Consider the following 25,175-nt stretch of genomic DNA (forward strand, 5'->3'; position numbering starts at 1 on the left):
TACGCGACTCTCGCACAGCCACTGCCATAACCGTTCGGCTTCGTCGCTAACGTGGCGTCGGCTGGCCGTTAAACACTTGTTAGCCGCCTAAACATTGCAAAACAGCCTATCCGTTAGTATAAGTTGATGTACGTCATTCCCTACCCGCGGCTCTCTCTGCTCTCGGCCCTATGCGCTCGACTAACAGGCTTACGCTTATGCTGTTTCGCTGGTTTAGCTCTCGCTCTTCCTCTGGAACGTTCCCGGCTGCTGATTGGCACGCCGCGTGCCAACGCGTCGCGCTGCTGCGCTCGCTATCAGAAGAAGAAGCGGAACGCTTGGGCCAGCGTGCCTGGCATTTTCTTGCGCGCAAACGTATCACGCTTCACCCAGCGCTTGAAGAAACGCCTTTCGACCGTCCGGCGCAGCTAGTATTGGCTGGGCAAGCCTGCCTGGTGACCCTCGGGTGGAGCGAGTTTGAACACACAGATGCCTTTTCTAACGTGCATGAGATTGTTGTGCTGCCTGATGGCTTTACGCGCGATGTAGAAGAGATGGATGAATTTGGTGTGGTTCACGCCTATACAGACACCCGCGCAGGCGAAACCTCATACCAAGGCCCTGTAGTGGTCTCCTTCACCGATCTGATGCAAAGCGGCAATTTCAACGGTTTTAACGTCTTGATACACGAGTTCGCACATAAGTTGGACATGGGCAACTCCATTGATACCGACGGCTTCCCGCCGCTCCCCAGCAGCATCACGCCAGCGGAGTGGCACGGTATCTTTTCCCAAGTGTGGAATGATCTGCAGCGCTGTCTCCATGAGGGTCGGCCCACCCTGATTGACGATTATGCGGCAAGCCATCCGGGCGAGTGTTTCGCCGTATGCTGCGAGACATTTTTCTGCGACCCCGCTCGGCTCGCCGATGCGTACCCCGACCTTTATGGGTTACTCTGTCGCTACTTTAATCAGCAACCACTCACCAGGATGCACCATGCTTAAACCGCTTGGCGTTGGCCTTGCCGCGATTTTTTTGCTTACCGGCTGTACGGGTATTCCCTCCGGCACCGAGCCGGTTACGGGCTTTGAGCTCGACCGTTATCTCGGCAAATGGTATGAAATCGCCCGTTTAGATCATTCCTTTGAGCGCGGCCTTGATTGCGTGACCGCCACCTATAGCCTTCGCGATGATGACGGTGTTCGGGTCATCAACCGCGGCTATAACACACAAGAGCAAGCGTGGGATGAAGCCGAAGGCCGCGCGTACTTTACTGAAGATAAAACGGTTGGCCGGCTGAAAGTGAGCTTTTTTGGCCCCTTCTTCGGCGGCTATAACATCTTGGAGCTCGATAACGACTATCAATGGGCGCTCGTGGCCGGCCCCAACCGCGATTATCTGTGGATTCTCTCGCGTACGCCGCAGATGAAACCCGACACCGAAGCGCGCCTTCGCGAACGCGCCGCTGAGCTTGATTTCCCCACCGATAAACTCATCGACGTAGCGCACGGCGAGGCCTGCCCGTCAGCCTGATGTTACCTTTTTATCCAATTTATTTTATCTCAATGGTTCAGACAGTTTCATGGCGCAATAGCGCCATAGTGGCATACCTTTTCAAAGCCGATTCGTAATTTCATGCAATTAAAGTCCGAACCATTCTGGCGAAAAGAGGGCTCAATATCTTACAAACTGGTTTTACATTCGCTATTTTCACTCATGAGGTAACAAGAAAACTGCGTTTTCTTGACATCACCTGTTGCTTAACCCACTTTCATGGGGCGCCAACTTACTGACCCGCAAGAGCATCGGTGCCTTAGCGATTAGATAGCATTTACGGAATATGAGCCAAAAGGACACCTCATTGCGACTCACATGGGTATTAATACTATTGGCTTTATTGGTCCCCACCTCAGTAAGCGCGCTATCGCTGGATGAGGCGTTGAAGATCGCGCGGGCACAAGCCACATCCCTACAAACCCTCGCCGCTGAGACCCAACAAGCAGAAGCTACGCATCAGCAAACGGCACAAGCTTATCTTCCCACGATTAGCGCTGATGCTACCTGGTTGAAAGCGGACTCTTCCTATATTACCGGTGTACCGGTGCCGACACTGAGCTTCCCCCCTTCCACCGAACGCCGTGATTTTGGCCCGGTTGAGGGAACGTTGTCGGGTATCCAGGTAACGCAGCCGCTATTTAATGCTGATGCCCTTCAAACGCGTCAAAGCGCGGCATTAAAAGTAGACGCCCGCCGCTATGCAGAACGCTGGGGACAGCAAGCCATTCGCTTGGAAGTTTCTCGGCGCTATTTCAACGTCATCCGAGCGCAGCAGCGCGAGCACGCCGCCCTGATGTCGTTACGCGCGGCTCAAGCCACTACTCGGCTTGCCCATGCTAACTATCGCGAGGGCTTGGCCTCGCGTCTGGATACCGAACAAGCCGATGCTGAGCTCGCCGCTACCCATGCGCAAAAAGAGCAAGCACTCGCGGAAACGCACCAAGCAACACTCATGCTAAAAAGCCTGCTGGGTATGGCTCCACACCAGACATTGGCGCTCTCCAGTACGCTGCCTACGCCACCGCCTCCCGCAGAACTCGACGCTTCACAGGAGCGCCGCGACCTGCGGGCAAAAGAAGTAGCCGTCGATGCCGCACGCTCCGAGGTAAAAGCGTCACAAGCGCAGTGGCTACCTAACCTTAACCTAATAGCCCGGCAACAATGGCTTGAGGGTGATCAACCACTGAATACCAGCGGCGATGGCTGGCTCGTGGCGGTTAACCTTCAATGGATACTTTTTGATGGACTCGGTCGCGAGGGGCGAATCGCCGAGTCCCAAGCGAAAGCACACCAGGCTCGGGTGGAACTCGATGAAGCGCAGCGACGTATTCAGCAAGAACAAGCTATCGCGCTAAGCCGTTGGGAAGCGGGTTGGGCAGGTTGGCATGCTGCGAAAAAAGCCGAGCAAGCGGCAGAAAGTGCGACGCAACTGGCGCGCCGGCGCTATGAAGAAGGTTTAGGTTCCATGACCGAGCTTCTGATAACTCAGGCCCGGCTTGATCGACAACGCTTTGCCCTGATCAATGCGCGCTACCAAAGTATCCTTTCCAGTATGAACTACTATCTTCAGCACGGTTACGATCCCCTTTTGGCACTAGAGGAACATCCTCTATGAAGGCGTTATGGCGCACGGCCAGGCGCGTTGTGGCAGGACTACTCACGGTGGGTTTACTCACGGCTTGCTCCGATCAACCCCCTGCTCCCCAAACAAAAAGCGCCGCAATACCTAGCGTTGAAGTAGGCGAAACCGTTGCTTGGGACTACCCCGAAACCCGCCATCTTCCCGGCGTGGTAAGCCCCGCTAAAAGAGCCGTACTAAGCACCCGCGTCGCGGGTGCCGTCACGTCGGTTTTTGTTCAAGCGGGCGAACAGGCAAACACCGGCGAATTACTGGCCAGCGTCGACGCCAGGGAGGTAGACGCGGCCATTGCCGTAGCGCAAGAGAAGATTACAGCAGCAGAAGCCGCTGCAGCGCAGGCTCGTCTAAACAGCCAAAGACTGCATCGGCTTTACGCTGAAGATTTGATTGCCCGCGTGCGAACCGAGCAGGCAGACGTCAAACTCAAGGAGCTAGAAGCGCAGCTACAGACCGCCCGTTCAGAGCTTAAGGCACAGCAAGCGAATCTTAGCTACACGCGCATAACTGCCCCGTTCGACGGGTATGTCACCGAAACATTGGTGGATACAGGCACGTTTGTCGGCCCTGGCCAGCCTATGCTGGTGTTTGAACAACGGCGCCAACTACATATCGACGTACCCATTTCGCGTGAACAAGCGGCGGCGTTGGTGACCGGTCAAAAACTCTCAATACTGACGGATACTCACGATGCAAACACCCAGGCTCGCCTGATAAGCGTGATCCCCGCGCTAACAGATGGAGGCACCGGCCAGCGTCTTAGGCTTATTGTTGACGCCCCGCCCGCAAGTTTGTCGCCCGGCCAGGTTGTTACTGTACGCGTACCTACTCCGTCACTCGGGCAGCAGGGAGAAAACGCCATTCGGGTTGGGCTCCCGCAGGCCGCGCTGATCAGACGGGGACAGCTTACCGGCGTGTTGGTGGTCGATATGTCTAGGGAAAAGCCCACCCTGCAGCTGCGCTGGATAAAGACCGCGACACCACCTGCAGGCGTTGATGATCATATTCCCGTCATTCAGGGCTTGAGCGTGGATGAGAAAGTGGTACTAAATCCCGACCCTACGCTTAAAGATGGCCAAACGGTCTCTGTCCAACCCGCCGCCCAACGCCCTGGGGAGACATAATTTGCGCTTGGGACTCGCCGGCCATATCGCCAATCGTTTGCTCGACTCGCCGGTGGTGCCGCTTTTTGTGGTGGCCTGCTTACTGCTCGGCGGTTATGCCCTTCTCGTCACCCCGCGGGAAGATCGCCCCGACATCGACACGCCTACCGCGACGGTACTTATTCCCTGGCCAGGCGCTGGGGTAGAGCGCGTTGACGAGCAGCTGGCACGCCGAACGGCCAGTTGGGTGCGGGAAATCGCCTCGGTCGAGGAGATACGCAGTGCAAGCTCAAGCCACGCGGCCTTGCTCACGGTAGAGTTTGTCGCCGGAACCCCCAAAGCGGAAGCCTTCTCTGAGCTAGAAGAAATTTTCCAAGCCCGTGCCGAGGAACTTCCCCAAGACACCACGCCGCCGCGAATTAATGTCTTCGGCGAGAGTCGTCTCGTGGTTTTTTTAGCCACTCTCAGTAGTAAAACCGTAAGCTTTGGCGGGCTAGAGGACATCGCGACGGAACTCGCAGCCAACCTTGAGCGAGTGCCCGGCGTACGCAGCGTCGAGTCCTTTGGCGGTGAACGCGCAGCCATTGAGGTGCTGCCGAAGCCGACAGAGCTTGCCGCCCGCGCTATTCCCTTGAACCGGCTTGCGCAAGCAATTGCTGGGGCGAACCAACAGCTGCCTATCGGCCGACTCGAAAATCCGCCCACAACCGACCTTCAAGTAGGCATAACGCTTAATACGCTTGAACAACTCAGCCGCATCCCCGTCGGAGAAGGTGACACAGGGCCGGTGTACCTAGACGAAGTGGCCTCTATTGAAAACGGCCGAATTGAGGAAAACCAGGCGGTTTTACATTGGCAACAAGACCAATCGGCCCCTTTTCCGGCCGTTACGTTGGCAGTCACAACCCTTGAAGGTATGAACGTAAGCGATGTCACGCAAAACCTGCAGGAAAAAGTAACGCAGTTTTCCAACCGCTCTCTGCCTTCGGAAGTAGCGCTTTCGGTAAGCCACGACGCGGGCATTGACGCCACCCAGCGGGTTTATAATGTCTTGGTACAGTTGTTGACAGGCACTCTCGTAGTAGTTGGCATTATCTGGTTAGGGCTTGGCTGGCGCGCCGCGGTGGTAATCGCCATTATGATGCCCGCATCGCTCTCTATCGTGCCGTATCTTTACAACCGTTTCGACTTTACCCTCAATCCCGTGTCAATCGCGGCCATGATTCTGGCCATCGGTATTCTCTCTGACGACGCCGTGGTAATGCTGGAAAATGTTGCTCGCCACTTTCGTCGTGCGGGTGAGAAAAGCCGCGAACTCACGGTGAAAGCCGTTAACGAGGTGGGCAACCCAACCATTTTAGCGGATATCTTGGTGGTCGCGACGCTGCTCCCGACCGCCTATATTAGCGGCGAAATGGGCCAGTATGTCCGAGCCATTCCCATTGGTGCTTCAGCGGCGGTGCTGTTCTCACTGCTGGTTGCCCTCACCATAACGCCTTATTTTGGCTTACGTTTGCTCCGCGTCGAGGGGGATAAATCCCAAAGCCGCGCTGATAGCGATGAAAAGCAGCGCGAAGCCGTATGGGTCGGTTATTATCGCCGTTTGCTCTCAGCGTTTATTACTTACAATTCTCTGCGCTGGTTGTTTTACCTCATCTTGATGGCTTTACTGCTGGCGAGTTTATCGCTCATCGGTCTGCGTATCGTTCAGGTTGGGCTCACGCCTTTGTTAGATCGTAACGTGTTCGCGGTCAATATCGAGCTCCCTCCCGAATCAACGCTAAGCGAGTCGCTCACTGCCGCCTCGGCGCTAAATCGCCACCTCAAGGATATCCCGGAGGTCAAAGCCGTTACCCTGTATTCGGGTCTCGCAGCACCGATGATTTACCCACCTGAAGCGCTTACCTCGCCTGAGGAGAAAGCGCCTCGAGACCTAACCCTTCACGTTGAACTCGTTGAGGAAGAGCAGCGCGATCGCCAAAGCTATGAGATCAACCGAGAAATCGCGCATAACCTTAAGCGCTGGCTGGCGCCTTACGCCGGACAAGGCCACATTAGCCGCATTCCATCCGGCCCTAGTAGCGATCGGGCCATTACCGCGGAAATTTACGGCGCTGACCCCGCTAAGCGCCAAGCTACCGCAGACCGCGTTGAGCAATGGCTTAGCGAGCAACAGGGCATTGTATCAACGCAACAGCAAGGGGCGTCGCCGCTGCCTTTGCTGCACTTGGAGGTTAACCCTGAACGCGCCGCGACCTTCGGAGTGCTTCCCGCCGACGTGGCCCGCACCCTGGCACTCGCGATTCATGGCGAAACGCTGGGGAGCTGGTCAGGTATGCCCCATTCCCGCGAACCTATCCCGATCGTGTTACGCCTGGCCAAACCCGATCGAGTTAGCGAACAGGCCATCAAAAGCCTTTATGTCACAAGCGTTAATGGCCGCTCCGTCCCCCTGGAATCGTTAATGGACTTTCGCCCCACGCAAGGGGAGCAGGCGCGTTTTCGTCGAGGACTTATGCCGGTCACTACCGTATATGCCGATTTGGATCGCTCAGTCGCTCAACCGCTGACCGTACAGTTTGAGTCTCTGCGCGGCATCGGGGAGACAGAAATGGATATCCGCTGGCTTTCACCGCCCAACCAAGCCAGCGAGCCGGTGCTCTACTGGTCAGGCGAGTGGGAGATGACGCGAGATGTCTACCGCGACTTGGGCGTGGCGGGTCTTGCGGTCATGGTGTTAATTTACGTACTGCTGGCCGGCTGGTTCCGCTCCTATCGCTTACCGATCTTGATCATGCTGCCAATTCCGTTGGTGTTTATCGGTGTGATACCGGCGCATTGGGCTTGGGGCATCAATATTGCCGGCACCGGCATTCTCGGGGTCATTGCCCTCGGGGGTATCGTGACGCGCAACGCCATCTTACTGGTCGACTTTATTGAAAAGCGCCTCGATGAAGGCATGGCGTTAAAAGAGGCCGTCATCCAAGCCGGCGTACAACGCACTCGCCCTATCCTTTTGACCGCCGCCACCGTCATGTTTGGCAGCGGCGTACTTGTGTTTGAACCGTCGCTAAAACCGCTGGGTCTCACCCTGGCAAGCGGCGTTCTGATCTCCACCGTATTGACGCTAGTATTGATCCCGCTGCTTTATTTCCATGCCTTCAGCTGCAGATCTCAACAAGAGGACGGGCAAACCCATTAGCCGGTTTCTTCCTACTTGGGTCTGGACTTCAATCGTCTAAAATCCCGACCCGACTTTGACGAGTTGTGCCACTACGGCGCTATCGCGTCATGAAACTGTCCGAACCATTGCTACTTTATCCACTTCAGGAGAGCGACATGTCACAGCGTATTGCTGTCATAGCCGGTGACGGTATCGGTAACGAAGTCATGCCCGAAGGCGTGCGCGCCCTCGACGCCGCCGCCAAGCGTTTCAACCTTGATCTCGACTTTCATACCTTTGACTTTGGCAGCTGCGATTACTACCTCGAACACGGCCAAATGCTGCCGGACGACTGGTTTGAGCAACTGAAGGATTTCGACGCGCTCTTTTACGGCGCGGTGGGTTGGCCAGCAACGGTGCCGGATCACATCTCGCTGTGGGGCTCGCTTTTGCAGTTCCGCCGCCAGTTTGATCAGTACATCAACCTGCGCCCGTGTAAATTAATGCCGGGGATTAAAAGCCCACTGGCAGGCCGCGCGCCGGGCGATATCGACTTTTACGTGGTGCGCGAAAATACTGAAGGTGAGTATTCAAGCGTCGGCGGCAAAATGTTTGAAGGCACCGAACGCGAAGTGGTGATGCAAGAGACGGTAATGACCCGGACTGGCGTCGACCGCGTGCTGAAATACGCCTTTGATTTAGCACAAACGCGCCCGCGCAAAAAGCTTACCTCGGCGACCAAATCCAACGGCATCTCGATCACCATGCCCTACTGGGATGAACGTGTGGCGAAGATGGCGAAAAGCTACCCAGAGATCGCCGTGGATAAGTTCCATATTGATATTTTAACCGCCAATTTTGTGCTGCACCCAGACTGGTTTGATGTAGTGGTGGGTAGCAACCTGTTCGGCGATATTCTCTCTGATTTAGGGCCTGCGTGTACTGGCACTATCGGCATTGCGCCGTCGGCCAACATCAACCCGGAAGGCAACTTTCCGAGCCTATTTGAACCGGTCCACGGCAGCGCGCCGGATATCGCCGGCAAAGGCATCGCCAACCCCATTGGGCAAATCTGGTCGGGCGCGATGATGCTGGAACATTTGGGTTATAAAGCAGCGGGTGATGCGATGGTCACGGCCATTGAAGAAGTGCTCAGCGCAGGTGATAGCCAAGCTCTCACCCCCGATGTTGGTGGCCAAGGCACTACGGAAAGCCTGGGTAAGGCGATTGCAGAGCGTATCGCCGGATAACCCTATAAAAAAACCTCGCCGAGTTTTACCGGCGAGGCTTTTAGCATAATAAGCCCCAATAAACGGGTAATCAGTGAGCCAATTTTGCTGCTGTTTTCGCAACCAATTCGCCCTGAAAACGCGCAATTTTCAGCTCACGCTCATCCGGTTGACGCGCACCATCGCCACCGGCGATCGTCGCTGCGCCATAGGGCGTACCGCCACTTACCTTGGAGATATCGAACTGCTCATCAATGCCGTAACCGATGGGCACAATCACCATGCCGTGGTGGGCGAGCGTAGTCCAAGTGGAGGTAATGGTCTGCTCGTCGCCGCCACCAGTGCCCGTGGAGGTAAACACGCTCGCCACCTTGCCGCGTAGCGCACCACTTGCCCAAAGACCACCGGTTTGATCGAAAAAGGTACGCATCTGGCCTGCCATGTTGCCAAAACGCGTCGGCGTGCCAAAGATAATGGCGTCATAATCGGCCAGCTCCTGGGGCGTGGCTTCCGGGGTAGTGAAATCCTGCTTGCCGCCGGCATTTTTGAAGGCATCGGCTGACATGGTTTCCGGCACACGCTTAACGGTCACCTCGACGTTATCAACGCTTTTCGCGCCTTCTGCCACGGCGTGTGCCATGGTGTCGATGTGACCATACATGGAGTAGTAAAGCACCAATACCTTTGTCATCGTTAACTCCTTTACAGACGTTTTTATTGAATAAAATGTATGTGCTTTACAATAGCCAACCCACAAACAGATAAAAGCGAATGTTTTCGACAGAGAACATCGAATTACTTCACAGGAGCTTGCCATGCTGAGCGAATGGCTAGATTGGACGCTTGAAGGCGCACCGACGTCGCATCGCCAAGGCCCGCTTCCGTCGGGCCACTACACACTGCTCGCCCCTGGCGTGCTGGAGCTAACGCCGTTCACCCCTAGCGAAAACGCCCAGGCCTGCGTTTTCTCCGCGGCGATTCACGGCAATGAAACCGCGCCGGTCGAGCTTATCGGTGAGCTGCTCGCGCGCATTGAAGCCGGCGTGTTAACGCTGGGCGCCCCCGTGTTGGTGATACTCGGTAACTTGCCGGCGCTGCGTGCTGGTCAACGCTTTATCACGACCAATCTTAATCGTTTATTCGAGCGCGGTTTATCCGCCACCGGGCATGAGCCGGCTCGTGCCCGCGAGCTGATGGCACACGTGGATGCGTTTTACGCCCGCCATGCCAAGCTACCCCCGCTGCACTACGACATGCACACCGCCATTCGCGCTAGCCAATATCCGCGATTTGTGGTCGAGCCGTATGCTGACACCGCCACCGAGCCACGTCAGTGGCGCTGGCTTGCCGCCGCCGATATGCAAGCCGTGTTGCACCAACGCGAGCCAAGCGACACCTTTTCTCGCTACAGCAAGCACTATCACGGGGCGCAGGCGTTCACGTTTGAACTCGGGCGCGTCGCCCCTTTTGGTCATAATGACCTCGCCGCCTTGGCGCCGATGCTCGCACTACTCAGTGCATTAGCAAGCGGCCAAATCCCGGCGCAAGCCACACCCGAGCACATGGTATTTTTCCGCGTAGCACGCGAAATCAGGCGCCAAGCCGAGGATTTCCACCTCTGCTTTGCCGATGACACGCCGAATTTCACCGCCTTTGCCCCCGGCACGCTTCTTGCAAAGGACGGGCAGCAGGGAGACATCTACGTTGATGACACGCCCCTGCACGTGGTCTTTCCCAACGCCGACGTAGACATTGGCGCCCGGGCGGGCTTGTTAGTAACATCGAGCACACCCCCACATAACGAAAATCAATGATAGAATCGCCCCCTTTTTCGTGCCGGCTGCTATTTCACTAGAGTAACCGCGTTTGCTGAGCCGTCCCCGTTCTTGGCGCTCACATTTTTGGAGCCTATGTTCTTGGCGCTCACGTTTTAGAGCCAATGTTTTGGAGCCTCGCTATGGCCACAACGCCAATACCCCTTGAAGTGCGCAATATAAAAAAGCGCTTTGGCGAAACGGAAGTCCTAAAAGGGCTGTCTCTCCAAGCTCATAAAGGCGATGTCATCACGCTGATTGGCGCCTCCGGCTCAGGCAAAAGCACTTTTTTGCGCTGCATGAACTTATTAGAGCAACCCGACGAGGGTGATTTGATCGTTCACGGCGAAGAAGTGCGCTTTAAAACCACCAAGCGTGGGCGCGAGCCAGCTGATTGGAAACAGGTCGTGCGCATGCGCGCTCGGCTATCGATGGTGTTTCAAAGCTTTAACCTGTGGGCACACATGACGCTTCTGGAAAATATCATCGAGGCGCCGATTTACGTACTGGGTAAACCCAAACGCGAGGCCATCGAACACGCCAATGCGCTGCTTGAGCGGGTGGGGCTTTCTCACCGCGCTGACGCCTACCCGGCGCAAATGTCCGGTGGGCAGCAGCAACGTGGCGCCATCGCCCGAGCGCTGGCCATGGACCCGGAAGTCATGCTGTTCGACGAGCCGACATCCGCGCTTGACCCGGAACTGGTCGGCGATGTGCTCAAGGTCATGCACGACCTTGCCGACGAGGGTCGCACGATGATTGTCGTCACCCATGAAATGAGCTTTGCCCGCGACGTTTCAAGCCAAGTCATTTACTTGCATCAAGGCTTGGTGGAAGAGTCAGGGGCACCCGCCGATGTCTTAGGCAACCCGCAATCGCCGCGCTTAAAGCAGTTTTTAGCGCCTAAATACTGACAGCTAAATAACCACACGATTTGTGAGGCTCACCATGCTCGACCTTCACGGTTACGGCCCGCGTTTGCTTGAGGGGGCGGGGGTGACGATTTCGCTCGCCCTGCTCGCGTTGGCACTGGCGATTGTGCTGGGACTTGTGACCGCCAGTGCCAAAATGTCGCGCAGTTGGCTTGCGCACCATATCGCCACGTTTTACACCACGGTGATTCGCGGCGTGCCGGATCTCGTGCTGATGATGCTGCTGTTTTTTGGCGGCCAGATCGGCGTCAACGTCATCACTGACTTTCTCTATTATGAGTTTGATATCGATATCTTTATCAATATCAACGCCTTTGTCGCCGGGGTGGTGACCATCGGGCTAATTTTTGGCGCCTACATGGGCGAAACTTTTCGCGGCGCGTTTATGGCGGTGGATCAAGGCCAAATTGAAGCGGGGAAAGCCTACGGCATGAGTGATGCGCTGGTGTTTCGGCGTATTCGCTTTCCGCAGATGATGCGCCACGCTCTGCCTGGGCTTTCCAACAATTGGATGGTACTGCTCAAAACCACGGCACTCGTCTCGGTCATCGGCCTATCGGACATGGTTCGCATCGCCGCTGAAGCGTCGAAAGCCACCCGCGAGCCGTTTATCTTTATGATGACCGTCGCGGTGATTTACCTTTTAATCGCCAGCGTTTCCGAATGGATGTTTGCCCGCCTGCAAAAGCGCTATAACATCGGCTATGGGGAGGCGGACTAATGGAAGCATTGCTAAACCGGCTGGAAGCGCTGCTCGCCGAGAACAGTATCTTTACCCTGCAAACGCTCTCCTATTACGGCGAGGGGCTTACCACCACCGTTCAGCTCGTTTTTCTCTCACTGCTCATCGGGCTGGTTGCCGCGGTGCCGCTGGCCATTGGTCGCGGCTCCAAACGGCGCTTTATCAAGTGGCCCATTTTTACCTACACCTATGTGTTTCGCGGCACGCCGCTTTTAATTCAGCTGTATTTGATTTACTACGGTGTCGTGTTTGTCGATGGCATTCAGGAAACCTGGCTTTGGGTGATTTTAAAAGAGCCCTTCGTGCCTGCCTTAATTGCGTTCACCCTCAACACGGCCGCCTACACCACCGAAATTTTTCATGGCGCCATTAAAGCGACTCCCAAAGGGGAAATCGAAGCCGCTCGCGCCTACGGCATGTCCCCGGCGCTCACCCTGCGACGCATCGTGATACCCAGCGCTTTTCGTCGCGCCCTGCCCGCCTACGGCAACGAGGTGATTTTTATGCTCCACGCCAGCGCCATTGCCAGCGTGGTGACGATCATGGACCTTACCGGTGCCGCGCGTTTTGTTTATGCGCGTTTCTATGCCCCGTTTGATGCATTTTTGTTCGTCGCAGCTATCTATCTGTGCCTCACCTTTGCGATTCTCTACTTCTTTCGCTACTTGGAGAAAAAGCTACTCGCCCATTTGCGGCCCATGGGGTGATGCCCTTCCCTCGATCCCCTTCGACACGCTCAAGGTGATCGGTTTAAGGCTAACCCGGCGGTCGTTCGTGTAAAGCGGTGCGCGGTGCGCCGTTCGCGCTGAGCCTGTCGAAGCGTCTGTTCGTATGCTGGGCTTTGACTCAACGCAAAGCTCGGGTAAATTGATGATGCTCACCGTTAGGTGAACCCATTACTTTTGGAGAAATTTTATGAGTCACTTTATGCCAAGCAACACCGTGAAAAAAGTGCTGTCACTGTCCGTTCTCAGCTTAGCCGTTGCCGCTACCAGCGCCCAGGCGCGCGATTACGATGAGATCCGCATCGGCGTGGACGTGCCTTACGAGCCGATGGAATACCGCACGCCTGACGGTGAGTTGACCGGTTTCGATATCGATCTTGGTAACGCCCTATGCGCCGAAATCGGTATTCAGTGCGAATGGGTAGTGCAAGGCTGGGACGGCATCATTCCTGGCCTAATGGCCCGCAAATACGACGCTATCATGTCGTCGATGACCATCAATGATGAGCGCCGTGAGCAAGTACTCTTCTCTGAGCCATACTTCACACCGCCTTCTGCCTGGTTTGCGCCAGCAGGCAGCGCACTTGAAGAAACCACCGAAGCATCGCTTGAAGATCTCACCATCGGCGTTCAGCGCGGTACGCTCCAGGACAACTACGTCACCGACATGTACGGCAATGTGGCTAACGTCAATCGTTATGCCACCGCTGACGATATGGTGCTCGATATGGAAGCCCAACGACTCGACATTCTCTTCCTCGACTACCCGGTGGGCAAAGCAACGCTTCTCGACAGTGAGAACCGCGACTACAAAGTGATCGGCGAAATGATCACCGAACCGAAAGAGTACTTTGGCGATGGCTTTGGTATCGCCTTCCGCCAGCGCGATGAAGCACTCGCCGCGCAATTCAATGAGGCCCTTAACACGCTGCAAGAAGACGGCACTTACGACGAAATTCACCAGCGTTATTTCGGCGAAGAGTAAGTAACACACACCTCCCCAGCCCGCTGGGGAGGTGTGTTTCATAGAGAGCACTTCAGGCAAATCGCACTTTTTTTCAGCGACAACTTTCCTTACTTAGCCCACCCCTTATCAGCCAGAAATACCGGCATCTCAATGGCTGGCATAGGTCTTGCGTAAAGAAACCCCTGCGCCAAATCACAGCCCAACTCTTTCACCAAACGATGTTGATCATCTGTTTCAACGCCTTCCACCACCACCGTCAAATCAAGACAGTGCCCAACCGTAATGATGGCCTCCAAGATAGCCATATCACTCTCATTTTCCATGGCATGGTGAAGGAAGTTTGTATCAATCTTGAGGCTGCAAACGGGTAAATGTCGCAAATAAACCAGAGATGAATACCCCGTCCCAAAGTCATCAATGGAAATATTCACACCCGCCTGTTTCAGCCGCTTAAGTTGCCTTATTTGCTCCCCTTCAACACCAATCACTTCATTTTCTGTCAGTTCCACGCCTAATTGAGAAGGAGAGAGATCATGGTCATATAGTGTCTGCAGGATATAGTCGGCTAAGTGCTGATTGGTCAGTTGCCGACCCGATAAATTAATGTCAATGCGCACTCTTTCAAGCGCTGTCCCCTGCCAGGCTTTAAGCTGTCTGCAGGCCTTTTCAATCACCCAATCGCCAATACGATTAATGAGCCCTAACTTTTCCGCTATGGGAATAAAAACAGAAGGAGAAACCGGTTGTGTATTTCCATCAAAACATCGCAGCAAGGCCTCACAGGAGTGTATTTCCCCGTCTTGCAAATCAATTTGCGGCTGAAAATAAAGTTGTAGGTTGTCGGCATCGAGGGCGCGTCGAAGCAGTTCCGTCACTTCTTGATAATGAACTAGTCGATCATTAATATCTGAGGTGTAAAAACAAATGCTGTTTTTCCCCGATTCTTTCGCCTGGTACATCGCGGCATCAGCGTTGCCCATAAGCTCTACCACTGTTGAGCCATCCCCAGGAAACAGGCTCACACCGAAACTGGCCGTTACCTGATAACGAACGTCATCCAGAATAAACCCGCGATCTAGCACATTAATCAAACGCCGAAGGAGTTCATAAATACGCTCGTTTTCACCAAAATCAAATAACAACAATACAAACTCATCACCACCAAATCGGCTCAGTAGATCGCCACTACGAATTTCTTTTTTAAGACGCTCAGCAACCTCTCGCAAAAGATCGTCACCACAATGATGCCCAAGCGTGTCATTGATCAACTTGAAATTGTCCAAATCAATAAACACAACAGCAACTTCACTCTTCGGCCGTCGCTCTGCAACGGTAAGATACTTTGACAACTCATACTCCATTAACCTTCTGTTGGGCAATTGAGTTAAATCGTCAAAGTTTGCCATCCTATGTAGCTTTTCATTGGCCTTTTTTTGTTCTTGCAGGCTGATATCAATGCAAAACATTTCGTAGTCATCGGTATCTTGCCTAATCATCACATGGCTTGAATACACAGGGACCAGGTGACCATCTTTGTGCTCAAGCTCAATTTCCTCTGCGGGAATGCCAATATTGTTATGTATCCAATTTTGGTGAGCCGCAATGACGCCTTCGCGCATATGCTTGGGGATAATCAAGTCTTCCAGTAACTCTCCCTGTGCTTCTTCCCGGGTATAGCCATAAAGACGCCGGCTTGCTTCATTCCAATAAATGACTTCGCGTTTTTTGTTATAGCCTTGTACTGCGACCATTGGCAGGTTTTCAATCAACTCATAGAAATTCTGCACACTTCTTGAGTCAGCCATTAGCGGGTATGTATCGCTCTTCGTTGAGGAAAGAGGAGTTTTGTGGCCACGTTTTTCTGGCATTGTCTTGCCTCCTAGCATTTCCCCAGGAACCAATAGCCCATTAGGACCAACGGCCGAGCTGAGTCACATAGGACCGATTCTAGAAACTCTTTTACTTATCGTTTAATCCGGATGTCTTAAGATACACATACAGGCAAGCTTCGCAGATCAACCCCGTTGACGCTAGAGCCCTCACTAAAAGAAATTAGCAGTATGCCTAAAACATAGGCTGGCAAAGCGTTAACGCTAAGGCGTGGTATCCCGCTCGGCATCGCGCTGAAAATCATCGCGCATCTCGGGCTGATAACGGCACATGCGGTCACGTCCAGCGCTTTTCGCCCGGTACATAGCAATGTCCGCCTGTTTGAGTGCTTCTTCGTGATCACATTTGGCACTGTTGATACAGGTGTACCCGATACTCGGCGTAACATCGACCCAGCGGCTCTCCAGACGATACGGCGCGGAAAGCGCCAACTGCACACGCTCGGCATAAGCCATGGAGTGAGCCTCAATGACGGTATTGTCTAAAGCATTATCAAAACGCACGAGCAGCACAAACTCATCGCCGCTTAACCGCGCGGCAATGTCTTCCCCGCCGAGACAGTCATCCAGCCGGCGGGCGACTTGTACCAGCAAATCATCTCCGGCGGCATGCCCTAACGTATCATTGATCAACTTGAAGCGATCCAAGTCCAGAAACATCAGCATGCCACGGCATGGCGTTGGCGAATGCCATAGCGACTCAAGGCGCTCAATAAATAGCCGCCGATTAGGCATGTCGGTCAGCGCATCGTAGTAGGCTTGGCGGTAAATAATCGCCTCGTAGCGCTTACGCTCGGTAAAGTCTTCGATGATCGCCACGCCACCGACTTTCTCATCGCCCGCACTATGGACGGCATTGAAGAAGGCTCGCAAGGGCGTGCCCTGCTCAGCGTTGGGTAATACGTAAGTGCCTTCGTAGTAGCCTGTGCCCTGGGATAAGGCATCATGCACCCCTTTAGTCACGCCTTCGTCGGCTGAAGACGACAGCATGCAGTACCCCATCATCTGCCCGCGCTCCACGCCCAGAATTGTTAGCAACTTGTCGTTGCAGTCGGTCACTCGTCCATCGCAGTCAAAATGCAGCACCCCAAGGGGTGAATGGTTAAAGATCGAGCGGTAGCGGTTTTCACTCTCTAAGAGCATGGCTTCACGCGCTGCCATGCTAACGCGCAGGGCAATATTGTCGTGAATAATGCGGCTAAAGCGCTGGCTGGCCACCACGATGAGCCCCAAAAAAAGCACAAGCATTGTTCCAATCAACAGTGCCAGGGGCGTACCAAGCAAGAAAAACTGCACTAAAAGGGGCAGCATAATAGGCAGCACAAACCCAAGCGCCACCCACCACACAGCGGAAAGCGTAATCACGCCTCCTGCGGCAATACCCGCCATCACAATAGCAAGTGCCGCGACTTGGCTGCTGTGTTGCGGCGTAAACAGTAACCAGCTTCCCGCTCCCCACACGCAGCCAGCGGCGATGGCTCCGGCACTGAACCGCCACAGCCAGCGCTTGCATTGCTGCTGCATGACAGGCAGTTGATGGTAGCGGTACGCAATACCCAAACGGAGCGCAGACACCAAGGCCACTGCACCCAACCAGCCTAGCAATATCTCCGCTGACACGACCGGCCACATCGCGGCTACCAGCAAAATTGCCGCGATTACGCTAGTCAGCACCGGCTGCCAAAACTTGTCGTACAGTAGGCACACTTTTTCACTACGAAGCCGCTTGAGCGTGACATGGTGGTCACGGCGAAAATCACTGCGCAACCCTGACGCTGTCGCAGTGAATAAAGCGTTAGGCATACAAACTCCGTTTTTTATGCACTGACATCCGACGCTAATATTCGATCAATGCTTATTGTTTTATACCAAAAGCTAAAAGTTTTATACCAAAGACGATAGGCCTTCAGAAAAAATGTTTAAGTCGAACATCTCAGCCAAAACTTCTCATTCAAAACACATTAGACAATTCAAGCCGCCCCTCAGTCGGCTTGACCAGATAGTCAACTATGTTTAGCGCAAAACAGAAGCAAATGCCAACGACATGCTCGTTAGGGCACAAAATGAAAGGCAGGTGCCGGGGCATCGGGTAGCAAAGCCGCGCACGCCTGAACTCGGTTGAGCAATTCCGCGTGGCTGCTAGCCACGAGATTGATGTGCGCCAGCTTGCGCCCGGCCCGTTCACTCTTGTCGTAGCGGTGCAGGTGCGCGTTTTCGATACGCAGCACCTCGGCGCTTTGCGGCTCTCGGCCGATCACATTCACCATGCAGGTCGGCGCGATGGCACTTGTGTCACCCAGCGGCAAGCCTTGCACCGCGCGTAAGTGATTTTCAAATTGGCTGGTGACCGCACCGTTCATGGTCCAATGGCCGGAATTGTGGACACGCGGCGCCATCTCGTTGGCTAACAAGCTACCATCGCGGGTCTGAAACAGCTCCAGCGCCAGCACGCCCACATAGTCGAGCTCATCAAGCAGCGCGCGAATGTAATTATCCGCTGTCTGCTGTACCGCCGCGTCAAGGTCCGGAAGTGGCGCCACCGAGTAGCGCAAAATGCCGTCAACGTGCTGGTTTTCCGCCATAGGGTAGAACTTGACCTCGCCGTCACGGCCTCGCACAGCAATCATCGAGACTTCACGGGCAAAATCGACGAAAGCTTCAACAATGAGTTGCGTATGATTGATGCTAGCCCACGCCTCACGCGCCTGGGACGGCGTTTTCAGCACGGCTTGGCCTTTACCGTCGTAGCCTTCGGTGACCGATTTCGCCACCACTGGGCAGCCCAGCTCGCGGGCGGCAGCCTCTAGTTGCTCGGCGCTTTCCACCACACGATACGCCGGCGTGGGAATGTTCAGCCGATCAAACAGCGCTTTCTCTTCCACGCGGTTTTGGCATACCTCAATGGCACGACTGCTGGGGTAGACCGGTTTGTGCTTTTCGATTTCGCGCACAAGCGTGACCGGCAGATGCTCGAACTCGTACGTCACGACATCGACGTTAGCGAGAAACTCCGCTAAATGCTGGTTATCAGGGTCAATGATCACGTCACCGATACCGGCGCTCGGCTTGCCGGTGGTATCCAAAAAGGTGAAGCGGTTGCCCAGCGGATAACCCGCTAGCGCCAGCATACGCCCGAGTTGGCCTGCGCCTAAGACGCCAATATTCATAGTCGCCTCCTTTATTCTGCGTCAGGGCGCGGGTCAGGGTTATCGAGCACGGTGCGAGTTTGTTCCGCCCGGAATGCGTCGACGGCCTCGCGCACGGCGGGGTCTTGCAAGCCCACGATTTGCGCGGCCAGCAAACCGGCGTTGGTCGCGCCCGCTTTGCCAATCGCCAAGGTTCCCACGGCGATACCACCGGGCATTTGCGCAATAGAAAGCAGTGAGTCGAGCCCTTTCAACGCCTTCGACTCCACCGGCACACCCAACACAGGCAACGGCGTTTGCGAAGCCACCATACCCGGCAAGTGCGCGGCACCACCGGCACCGGCGACAATGACCTGTAGCCCTCGCTCAGCCGCGCCTTTAGCGTAATCAAACAGTAGATCGGGTGTGCGGTGCGCCGACACCACGCGCGTTTCATACGCCACGCCTAGCCGATCGAGCATGGCAGCGGCATGCTCCATGACAGGCCAATCCGATTTAGATCCCATAATCACCCCCACTTTGGGCGCGCTGTTTGACGACATTTTTGACTCCTCGGCGATTTTAACGCCACGTTAAAAATAAGGCCGATAGTCTACCAGAGCACACCCCCATGCGGGCGCTTTCAAAGAACATCAAATTTACCGCTCACAGGTATTGAAAAGCCTGACACTAAGCGGCATTGTATCGATGTCATTTCAGACCTGATGGAGCCTCATGAGTACGGCACGCTCATATGCAAATGCGGAATTGACTGACCCTCCGCGAAGCTGCCCTGACGAACTTGACGTCAGGGAGTTAGAAAAACGTACGCGTCTAATGCGTATTATTATCCGCCTTATCGCCGTCTCCGATCTCGGCAGCCGTGACATTGCTCGACGGGCGGGTCTACCGGTGCAGAAGGTCAGCGATCTTCTCGCCGGAAGACTTGAGCACCTTAACGTAGAAGAACTCTACGATTTGCGTCGCACATTAGAGACGGAGGCGCCACTGCATTAACGCGCCCTGAAAAAGAGCCCCTCATCGGGTAAAAGCCAACCGCCATGCGGTTGGCTTTTTTTGTTAGCAATCAACCTCTTACTCACAAGATTAAGGGAGCATTAAAAAACCCGGCATAAGCTATTGATGCGTATCAACTTTTGTCTACGTCACACCCCCTATCCTGAACGCTAACCCAACGTTTCACCCCGCAGAGCGATCCTCTGCAACGTTCAGGAGGCGCTATGGATCCCATCCGCCGCTCGCTACTTGGTCAACTCGCCCGCCTCAGTGCGGGAGCGGCATTCGTGCCGCTGGCAAGCGTTGCCCAAGCTGGCATTAATCAACAGCCGCTTCGCCGTGAAGGCGACCCCAATAAACGCTACGGCATGCTGATTGACCTGCGTCAGTGCATCGGTTGCCAGGCGTGTACGGTGTCGTGCCATATCGAAAACGACGCCCCGCTGGGTAAATTTCGCACCACCGTGGCGCAATATGAAGTCGAGAATCAAGAGAACGGCGAACTCGCCACCTTTATGCTGCCCAGGCTGTGCAATCACTGTGAGAATCCGCCTTGCGTCCCCGTTTGCCCGGTTGAAGCAACTTATCAACAGCGCGACGGCATCGTGGTAGTGGATAGCGACCGCTGTGTCGGCTGCGCCTACTGCGTCAACGCCTGCCCTTATGACGCCCGTTTTATCAACGATAAAACCCAAACCGCTGATAAGTGCACGTTCTGCGCTCACCGCTTAGAAGCCGGCTTATTGCCTGCGTGTGTTGAAAGTTGTGTGGGCGGCGCGCGGATCATCGGCGATATGCGTAACCCAGAAAGTCAGATTAGCCGCATGATCGCCGACTACCGTGATGAGCTGATGGTGTTACAGCCGGAAAAAAACACCGTGCCCCAGGTCTTCTATCTCGGTATGGACGAGCGCTTTGTCACGCGCCCGAATGCTGAGCCGGTTGCCTTAGAAGTGTTAGACCCACAAGGTCAGGAGATGGGCTATGAATTCCACCATTGAGCTACTCGCCCCACGCTACGATATCGCTTGGTACCCCTGGGCGGTGCAGTACTTTTTTATGATCGCGCTCTCCTACGCCACGCTGTGGCTCGCCGCTCCTGCGCTGGTGCTTGGCAAAAAAGCGTGGCTACCTACCGCGCGGCTGGCATTGTTAGCCTGCATCTCCACCACGCTTGTCGCCCCGGTGGCCCTGCTGGCGGATCTCCATCAGCCGCTGCGCTTCTGGCATTTCTACGCCTACGCCACGGACAGCTCGTGGATGTCGATTGGCAGCCTGATTCTGCCGCTTTATGTGGTTAGTGTGCTGGCCCTCACCTGGCTTGCTTGGCGCCCGGCGCTACAGGAAAGCCGTAACGCGCCGGGTATTCGCGGTTTTATCGCGCGCCTACTTGCGTTCGGCAGTGGCGCTACCCCACGTGCCTTAGTGGCCTTGGTTGGGCTTGTCGCTTTGCTGCTCTCCAGCGGCATCATGCTTTACACCGGCGCGGAACTTGCCATCGTCAAAGCGCGCCCGCTTTGGCATACCGCGTGGCTACCGCCGATGTTAGTGGCCACCGGTTTTATTACGGCGGCGGGGTTGCTTCTCGTGCTCAACCGGGTAAGCGGTATCCGCGAGCACGCCACAAACACACAAATGTTAAAGGTTTTATTAGGCGCCTGTGCAATTGCCGGACTGATAGCGCTGACCTGGTTGCTCGACGGTATCAATGCCAATGTTGGCTCGGTCGCCGCCGCACTGGAATCTGTTCGCCACAGCCCCTCTTGGCGTAATACCGCGCTATGGGGATTACTATCAGGGGTCTTATTGTTAGGTGTTGTGCTATGGATGCTAACGCGCCGTGGGGATCAGCAACGCTCGCTATTGCATTGGTCTTGGCTTGTGGGCCTCTTCGCCATTCACATGGGGTGGATGTTCCGCTGGGTGGTACTGATGGACGTACAAACCGTTGCGCGTCATAGCGCCGGCTTTCATCACTATGGCATTCCTGCCGGCTCATCCGGGCTGCTCGGCATTGTTGGCACCTTCGGCCTGTGGTTAGCGGCGGTTCTGGTCATTGACCTCTTTATCCCCTGGCGCCACGCACAGCAAGGCGGCCATGCCCCAGCTAACCCCGTTAACGATTCTGATCACGCTGCTGTCAAAGGAGCCGTCCACCATGGCTAAGTCTTCCGTGAATTCGTCACGTCGTCGCTTTCTTAAAGGCGCTGCAGCCGCTGGGGGCGCTGCCACCTTTGTTGCTGGTTACGCCGACCCGCTGATGAAGCTGGCCAAAGGTACCACCGGCAGCGCCGGGGAAACGCCCAACCACCCCATTCATGGCAACTCGCTTGCGCCGGAATATCGCGTCGACCTGGATAGCGGTGAGCTAACCCTCAACCCGGATCAACGCACCGCCTTTACCATTTGCTACGGCTGCACCACTAAGTGCGGCGTGCGAGTACGCATCGATAACACCAGCGATAAAGTGCTGCGTGTCGCTGGCAATCCTTACCACCCACTTTCTGCCGACGAGCAACTGCCCATGCGCACGCCGGTGGTTGATGCGCTGCGTAGCGTCAGCGCCTACGCTGATCAAGGCCAGACCAACCGCTCCACCGCCTGCGCACGCGGCAACGCCATGATGAGCCAGCTGGACAACCCCTTTCGTGTTGACCACTGCCTCAAGCGTGTGGGCGGCCGAGGCGAGCGACGCTGGCAAAAAATCTCGTTTGAGCAGCTGATCGAGGAGATCTGCGAGGGAGGCGATCTGTTTGGTGAAGGCCATGTTGACGGCCTGCGTGCTATCCACGACCACGACACGCTGATTGACCCGGAAAACCCCGAGTACGGCCCCAAGGCCAACCAGCTGATGGTGATGGAAGCGACCGATTACGGCCGCTCAAGCCTGCTCAAACGCTTCGCTTTCAACGCCTTCGCCACCCGCAACTACGGCCACCACGGCTCCTATTGTGGCCTGGCCTTTCGCATGGGCTCGGGCGCGGTAATGAACGATTTCGCCAAAAACGCTCACGTGAAGCCAGATATTCAGCATGCACGCTTTATTATGTACATCGGCACCGCGCCCAGCCAGGCCGGCAACCCGTTCAAGCGCCAAGGGCGGTTGATTGCCCAAGCGCGCGCTGCGGGCACGCTTGAATACGTGGTGATCGATCCCGGCTTGAATGCCGCTGCCTCGCACGCGGATGATCATAATCGCTGGGTGCCGATCACACCGGGTACCGACAGTGCCTTTGCCATGGGCGTGATTCAATGGCTATTAAATCACCAAGGCTATGCTAAGGCATTTTTAGAACTACCGGGTAAAGCCGCCGCCGATGCCGCCGGCGAGGCGACCCACTCCAATGCCACGCACTTAGTCATCGACAGCAAGGATCACCCCCGCCGCGGTCACTTTCTACGCGCCAGCGACCTTGGCCTGGCTGACGCCGGAAGCGACAATGACGCCCCCATGGTGATGACGGCTGGCGAGCTCACTAACAGCGAAGACGTGATGGCCGCCGAGCTTTTTGTCGATCGCGACGTCGCGTTGGCAGATGGCGAGCGTGTGCGCGTCAAAAGCAGCATGACCTTACTGCGTGACGCGGCGAACGAGTATGACCTTGCCACCTACGCCGAGCACTGTGGCATACCGGAAGCCACCATTGTCGAGCTGGCCACCCGTTTTGCTAAGCACGGACGCCGCGCTGCGGTGAACTGCCACGGGGGCATGATGTCCGGCAACGGCTTCTACGCCGCGTTCGGCGTGCAGATGCTCAACTTGCTGGCGGGCAATTACAACATGAAAGGCGGCAGCGCCGAAGGCGGCGGCTCCTTCAACGGTACCGGCGCAGGCCCGCGTTATGATCTGGCTAATTTTCCCGGCAAACGCGGCCCGCAAGGCGTTTTTCTCTCCCGCTCGCGCTTCCCCTACGAGAAGTCATCAGAATACCAGCGCAAAGTCGCCGCCGGGGAATCCCCCTATCCCGCCAAAGCACCGTGGCGCTCTTTCGCGCCGCCAACGCTCACCGAGCACTTGCCTTCAGCGCTTGACGGCTATCCTTACCCGATCAAAGCGGTGATTGGCTGCATGGCCAACCCGATCTACGGCCAGGCAGGGCTCGAAGCGCTGATTGCCGATAAACTCAAGGACCCCAAACGCCTCGGGTTATTCGTTGCGGTCGATGGCTTTATCAACGAGACCAATCGCTACGCCGACTACATCGTGCCGGACTCGGTAATGTACGAGGTATGGGGCTTTACCGGGGCATGGAAAGGCGCATTAGGCAAGATGACCACTGCCTGCTGGCCGGTAGTGGAACCGCGCCAGCAAAAAAGCGCCGAGGGCGAGCCAGTCTCGCTGGATAGCTTCTTTATTGCCGTCGCCAAGCGTTTGGGACTTGCCGGCTTCGGCGATGACGCCATCCCTGATGCCGAGGGTAACCTGCACCCGCTCAACCGCGCCGAAGATTACTACTTGCGCGCCGCGGCCAATATTGCCTTTCAAAACGACCCCCTGCCGGAAGCTGACGATGCCGATATTGCCCACAGCGGTATCGCGCCTTTGCTGCCCAAAATTGAGCGCGCTTTAAAGCCCGAAGAGCGCGGCCGCGTGGCTTATCTGTATGCGCGGGGCGGACGCTTTGAAGATTTTAACGATTACTTCAAAGGCGACCGGTTAACAAATGCCTGGCGCCGCACACTCTGCATTTACAACGAAACCGTGGGCACCAGTATCGACACCACTAGCGGCAAGCCTAATCGTGGTGTGCCCTATCACAGTCTGCCGCTTCTGGCGAACAAGCAGACTATGCGTGAAGTATTCACCGAAGAAGACTGGCCGCTGCTGGCGTTCTCATTCAAGTCGAACTTGATGAACTCCTACGCCATCGGCAACGAGCGGCTGCGTATGATCAAGCCTTATAACCCGGTAAAAATGCACCGCCAAGACGCCGAGCGCTTCGGCATCGCCCACGGTGACACCATTCGCATCGAAAGCCCCGGCGGTAGCGTGATTGGGCTAGCACTGGTGAGCGAAAGCGTGATGCCGGGTTCGTTAGGTATCGAGCACGGCTACGGCCACCGCGACCTTGGCGCCACGCCGCATGTGATCGACGGGGAGTCCCAGCCTGATATGCCGTGGATGCGCGCGGGGATTAATATCAACGATCTGGGTTTCAAAGACCCAACTCGCAACGTCGATGGCACCTGGCTTGAACCCATCAGCGGCGCCAGCGTGCGCCAGGGGCTGCCGATAAAAGTCAGCCGCGCCTGATGAAAGCGCAGACGCCTTAGCGGGACGCTAAGACAAACGGCTC

At 55.7% G+C, this 25,175-nt stretch carries 20 protein-coding genes; 15 read left to right on the forward strand and 5 right to left on the reverse strand.

From position 1 onward, the window contains the following. Positions 1-197 precede the first annotated feature (197 nt). From QC823_RS13560 to QC823_RS13585, 6 genes are all read left to right on the forward strand, one after another. On the forward strand, positions 198-983 hold the full coding sequence (locus QC823_RS13560) for a M90 family metallopeptidase (protein ID WP_309656884.1): 786 nt from the start codon (positions 198-200) through the stop codon (positions 981-983). Then, entirely contained in the window at positions 976-1,512 is a 537-nt protein-coding gene (locus QC823_RS13565) for a lipocalin family protein (protein ID WP_309656885.1), read from the forward strand. Before QC823_RS13560 ends, QC823_RS13565 begins: the two co-directional genes overlap by 8 nt. A gap of 328 nt (positions 1,513-1,840) precedes the next feature. Beyond that, a complete protein-coding gene (locus tag QC823_RS13570) occupies positions 1,841-3,151 on the forward strand; it encodes a TolC family protein (RefSeq protein ID WP_309656886.1) in 1,311 nt (436 codons plus the stop codon). Further along, positions 3,148-4,296: an efflux RND transporter periplasmic adaptor subunit gene (locus QC823_RS13575; protein WP_309656887.1), complete on the forward strand. Its 1,149-nt coding sequence runs from the start codon at positions 3,148-3,150 to the stop codon at positions 4,294-4,296. Before QC823_RS13570 ends, QC823_RS13575 begins: the two co-directional genes overlap by 4 nt. Beyond that, a complete protein-coding gene (locus QC823_RS13580; protein ID WP_309656888.1) occupies positions 4,244-7,477 on the forward strand; it encodes an efflux RND transporter permease subunit in 3,234 nt (1,077 codons plus the stop codon). Before QC823_RS13575 ends, QC823_RS13580 begins: the two co-directional genes overlap by 53 nt. Positions 7,478-7,614: 137 nt before the next feature. Continuing rightward, positions 7,615-8,688, forward strand: a complete 1,074-nt coding sequence (locus tag QC823_RS13585) for a tartrate dehydrogenase (protein ID WP_309656889.1) — start codon at positions 7,615-7,617, stop codon at positions 8,686-8,688. Between the two features lie 70 nt (positions 8,689-8,758). On the opposite strand, the gene wrbA is transcribed toward QC823_RS13585, so the two are convergent. Continuing rightward, positions 8,759-9,358: an NAD(P)H:quinone oxidoreductase gene (gene wrbA, locus QC823_RS13590; RefSeq protein ID WP_309656890.1), complete on the reverse strand. Its 600-nt coding sequence runs from the start codon at positions 9,356-9,358 to the stop codon at positions 8,759-8,761. A 124-nt stretch (positions 9,359-9,482) separates the two neighbouring features. On the opposite strand from wrbA, the gene QC823_RS13595 reads away from it, so the two are divergent. The 5 genes from QC823_RS13595 to QC823_RS13615 all read left to right on the forward strand — a co-directional run bounded on the left by QC823_RS13595 (position 9,483) and on the right by QC823_RS13615 (position 13,865). Further along, positions 9,483-10,481 carry a succinylglutamate desuccinylase gene (locus tag QC823_RS13595; RefSeq protein ID WP_309656891.1) on the forward strand — a complete coding sequence of 333 codons (999 nt, stop codon included), beginning with the start codon at positions 9,483-9,485 and terminating at the stop codon, positions 10,479-10,481. A gap of 143 nt (positions 10,482-10,624) precedes the next feature. Then, positions 10,625-11,395 (forward strand): ABC transporter ATP-binding protein, encoded by a 771-nt coding sequence (locus QC823_RS13600; protein ID WP_309656892.1) that lies wholly within the window; start codon positions 10,625-10,627, stop codon positions 11,393-11,395. A 34-nt stretch (positions 11,396-11,429) separates the two neighbouring features. Continuing rightward, positions 11,430-12,134, forward strand: coding sequence for an ABC transporter permease (locus QC823_RS13605; RefSeq protein ID WP_309656893.1), 705 nt, complete (start codon positions 11,430-11,432; stop codon positions 12,132-12,134). Then, entirely contained in the window at positions 12,134-12,862 is a 729-nt protein-coding gene (locus QC823_RS13610) for an ABC transporter permease (RefSeq protein ID WP_309656894.1), read from the forward strand. The genes QC823_RS13605 and QC823_RS13610 overlap by 1 nt, the downstream gene beginning before the upstream one ends. A 235-nt stretch (positions 12,863-13,097) precedes the next feature. Next, positions 13,098-13,865 (forward strand): transporter substrate-binding domain-containing protein, encoded by a 768-nt coding sequence (locus QC823_RS13615; RefSeq protein ID WP_309656912.1) that lies wholly within the window; start codon positions 13,098-13,100, stop codon positions 13,863-13,865. Positions 13,866-13,954: 89 nt separating this feature from the next. Here QC823_RS13615 and QC823_RS13620 read toward each other — a convergent pair whose 3' ends face one another. The 4 genes from QC823_RS13620 to purE form a co-directional block, all read right to left on the reverse strand. Next, a complete protein-coding gene (locus QC823_RS13620; protein ID WP_309656895.1) occupies positions 13,955-15,715 on the reverse strand; it encodes a putative bifunctional diguanylate cyclase/phosphodiesterase in 1,761 nt (586 codons plus the stop codon). Positions 15,716-15,940: 225 nt separating this feature from the next. Next, the gene (locus QC823_RS13625; protein WP_309656896.1) at positions 15,941-17,539 is read right to left on the reverse strand and encodes a sensor domain-containing diguanylate cyclase; all 1,599 of its coding nucleotides are present in this window, start codon (positions 17,537-17,539) and stop codon (positions 15,941-15,943) included. A gap of 248 nt (positions 17,540-17,787) precedes the next feature. Further along, positions 17,788-18,903: a 5-(carboxyamino)imidazole ribonucleotide synthase gene (locus tag QC823_RS13630; RefSeq protein WP_309656897.1), complete on the reverse strand. Its 1,116-nt coding sequence runs from the start codon at positions 18,901-18,903 to the stop codon at positions 17,788-17,790. An 11-nt stretch (positions 18,904-18,914) separates the two neighbouring features. Continuing rightward, positions 18,915-19,424 carry a 5-(carboxyamino)imidazole ribonucleotide mutase gene (gene purE, locus QC823_RS13635; protein WP_309656898.1) on the reverse strand — a complete coding sequence of 170 codons (510 nt, stop codon included), beginning with the start codon at positions 19,422-19,424 and terminating at the stop codon, positions 18,915-18,917. A gap of 172 nt (positions 19,425-19,596) precedes the next feature. Here purE and QC823_RS13640 point away from each other — a divergent pair, with 172 nt between their 5' ends. The 4 genes from QC823_RS13640 (at position 19,597) to QC823_RS13655 (ending at position 25,132) form a co-directional block, all read left to right on the forward strand. Further along, on the forward strand, positions 19,597-19,878 hold the full coding sequence (locus tag QC823_RS13640; RefSeq protein ID WP_309656899.1) for an XRE family transcriptional regulator: 282 nt from the start codon (positions 19,597-19,599) through the stop codon (positions 19,876-19,878). Between the two features lie 224 nt (positions 19,879-20,102). Further along, complete coding sequence (gene dsrO, locus QC823_RS13645) at positions 20,103-20,879, forward strand: sulfate reduction electron transfer complex DsrMKJOP subunit DsrO (RefSeq protein ID WP_309656900.1); 777 nt, start codon at positions 20,103-20,105, stop codon at positions 20,877-20,879. Next, a complete protein-coding gene (gene nrfD / locus QC823_RS13650) occupies positions 20,863-22,044 on the forward strand; it encodes an NrfD/PsrC family molybdoenzyme membrane anchor subunit (RefSeq protein ID WP_309656901.1) in 1,182 nt (393 codons plus the stop codon). The genes dsrO and nrfD overlap by 17 nt, the downstream gene beginning before the upstream one ends. Beyond that, positions 22,037-25,132, forward strand: coding sequence for a molybdopterin dinucleotide binding domain-containing protein (locus QC823_RS13655; RefSeq protein WP_309656902.1), 3,096 nt, complete (start codon positions 22,037-22,039; stop codon positions 25,130-25,132). The genes nrfD and QC823_RS13655 overlap by 8 nt, the downstream gene beginning before the upstream one ends. The last annotated feature ends 43 nt before the right edge of the window (positions 25,133-25,175 follow it).

The organism is Vreelandella vilamensis, from assembly GCF_031451755.1.
Classification (GTDB): domain Bacteria; phylum Pseudomonadota; class Gammaproteobacteria; order Pseudomonadales; family Halomonadaceae; genus Vreelandella; species Vreelandella vilamensis.

What these genes read in the sequence shown, in the direction of transcription:
- QC823_RS13565 (WP_309656885.1), top strand. Translation starts at nt 976, where the DNA reads ATGCTTAAACCGCTTGGCGTTGGCCTTGCCGCGATTTTTTTGCTTACC.
- QC823_RS13630 (WP_309656897.1), bottom strand. Translation starts at nt 18,903, where the DNA reads ATGAATATTGGCGTCTTAGGCGCAGGCCAACTCGGGCGTATGCTGGCG.
- QC823_RS13655 (WP_309656902.1), top strand. Translation starts at nt 22,037, where the DNA reads ATGGCTAAGTCTTCCGTGAATTCGTCACGTCGTCGCTTTCTTAAAGGC.
- QC823_RS13640 (WP_309656899.1), top strand. Translation starts at nt 19,597, where the DNA reads ATGAGTACGGCACGCTCATATGCAAATGCGGAATTGACTGACCCTCCG.
- QC823_RS13610 (WP_309656894.1), top strand. Translation starts at nt 12,134, where the DNA reads ATGGAAGCATTGCTAAACCGGCTGGAAGCGCTGCTCGCCGAGAACAGT.
- QC823_RS13595 (WP_309656891.1), top strand. Translation starts at nt 9,483, where the DNA reads ATGCTGAGCGAATGGCTAGATTGGACGCTTGAAGGCGCACCGACGTCG.
- QC823_RS13625 (WP_309656896.1), bottom strand. Translation starts at nt 17,539, where the DNA reads ATGCCTAACGCTTTATTCACTGCGACAGCGTCAGGGTTGCGCAGTGAT.
- purE (WP_309656898.1), bottom strand. Translation starts at nt 19,424, where the DNA reads ATGTCGTCAAACAGCGCGCCCAAAGTGGGGGTGATTATGGGATCTAAA.
- nrfD (WP_309656901.1), top strand. Translation starts at nt 20,863, where the DNA reads ATGAATTCCACCATTGAGCTACTCGCCCCACGCTACGATATCGCTTGG.
- QC823_RS13580 (WP_309656888.1), top strand. Translation starts at nt 4,244, where the DNA reads ATGGCCAAACGGTCTCTGTCCAACCCGCCGCCCAACGCCCTGGGGAGA.
- QC823_RS13575 (WP_309656887.1), top strand. Translation starts at nt 3,148, where the DNA reads ATGAAGGCGTTATGGCGCACGGCCAGGCGCGTTGTGGCAGGACTACTC.
- QC823_RS13560 (WP_309656884.1), top strand. Translation starts at nt 198, where the DNA reads ATGCTGTTTCGCTGGTTTAGCTCTCGCTCTTCCTCTGGAACGTTCCCG.
- dsrO (WP_309656900.1), top strand. Translation starts at nt 20,103, where the DNA reads ATGGATCCCATCCGCCGCTCGCTACTTGGTCAACTCGCCCGCCTCAGT.
- QC823_RS13605 (WP_309656893.1), top strand. Translation starts at nt 11,430, where the DNA reads ATGCTCGACCTTCACGGTTACGGCCCGCGTTTGCTTGAGGGGGCGGGG.
- QC823_RS13620 (WP_309656895.1), bottom strand. Translation starts at nt 15,715, where the DNA reads ATGCCAGAAAAACGTGGCCACAAAACTCCTCTTTCCTCAACGAAGAGC.
- QC823_RS13600 (WP_309656892.1), top strand. Translation starts at nt 10,625, where the DNA reads ATGGCCACAACGCCAATACCCCTTGAAGTGCGCAATATAAAAAAGCGC.
- wrbA (WP_309656890.1), bottom strand. Translation starts at nt 9,358, where the DNA reads ATGACAAAGGTATTGGTGCTTTACTACTCCATGTATGGTCACATCGAC.
- QC823_RS13585 (WP_309656889.1), top strand. Translation starts at nt 7,615, where the DNA reads ATGTCACAGCGTATTGCTGTCATAGCCGGTGACGGTATCGGTAACGAA.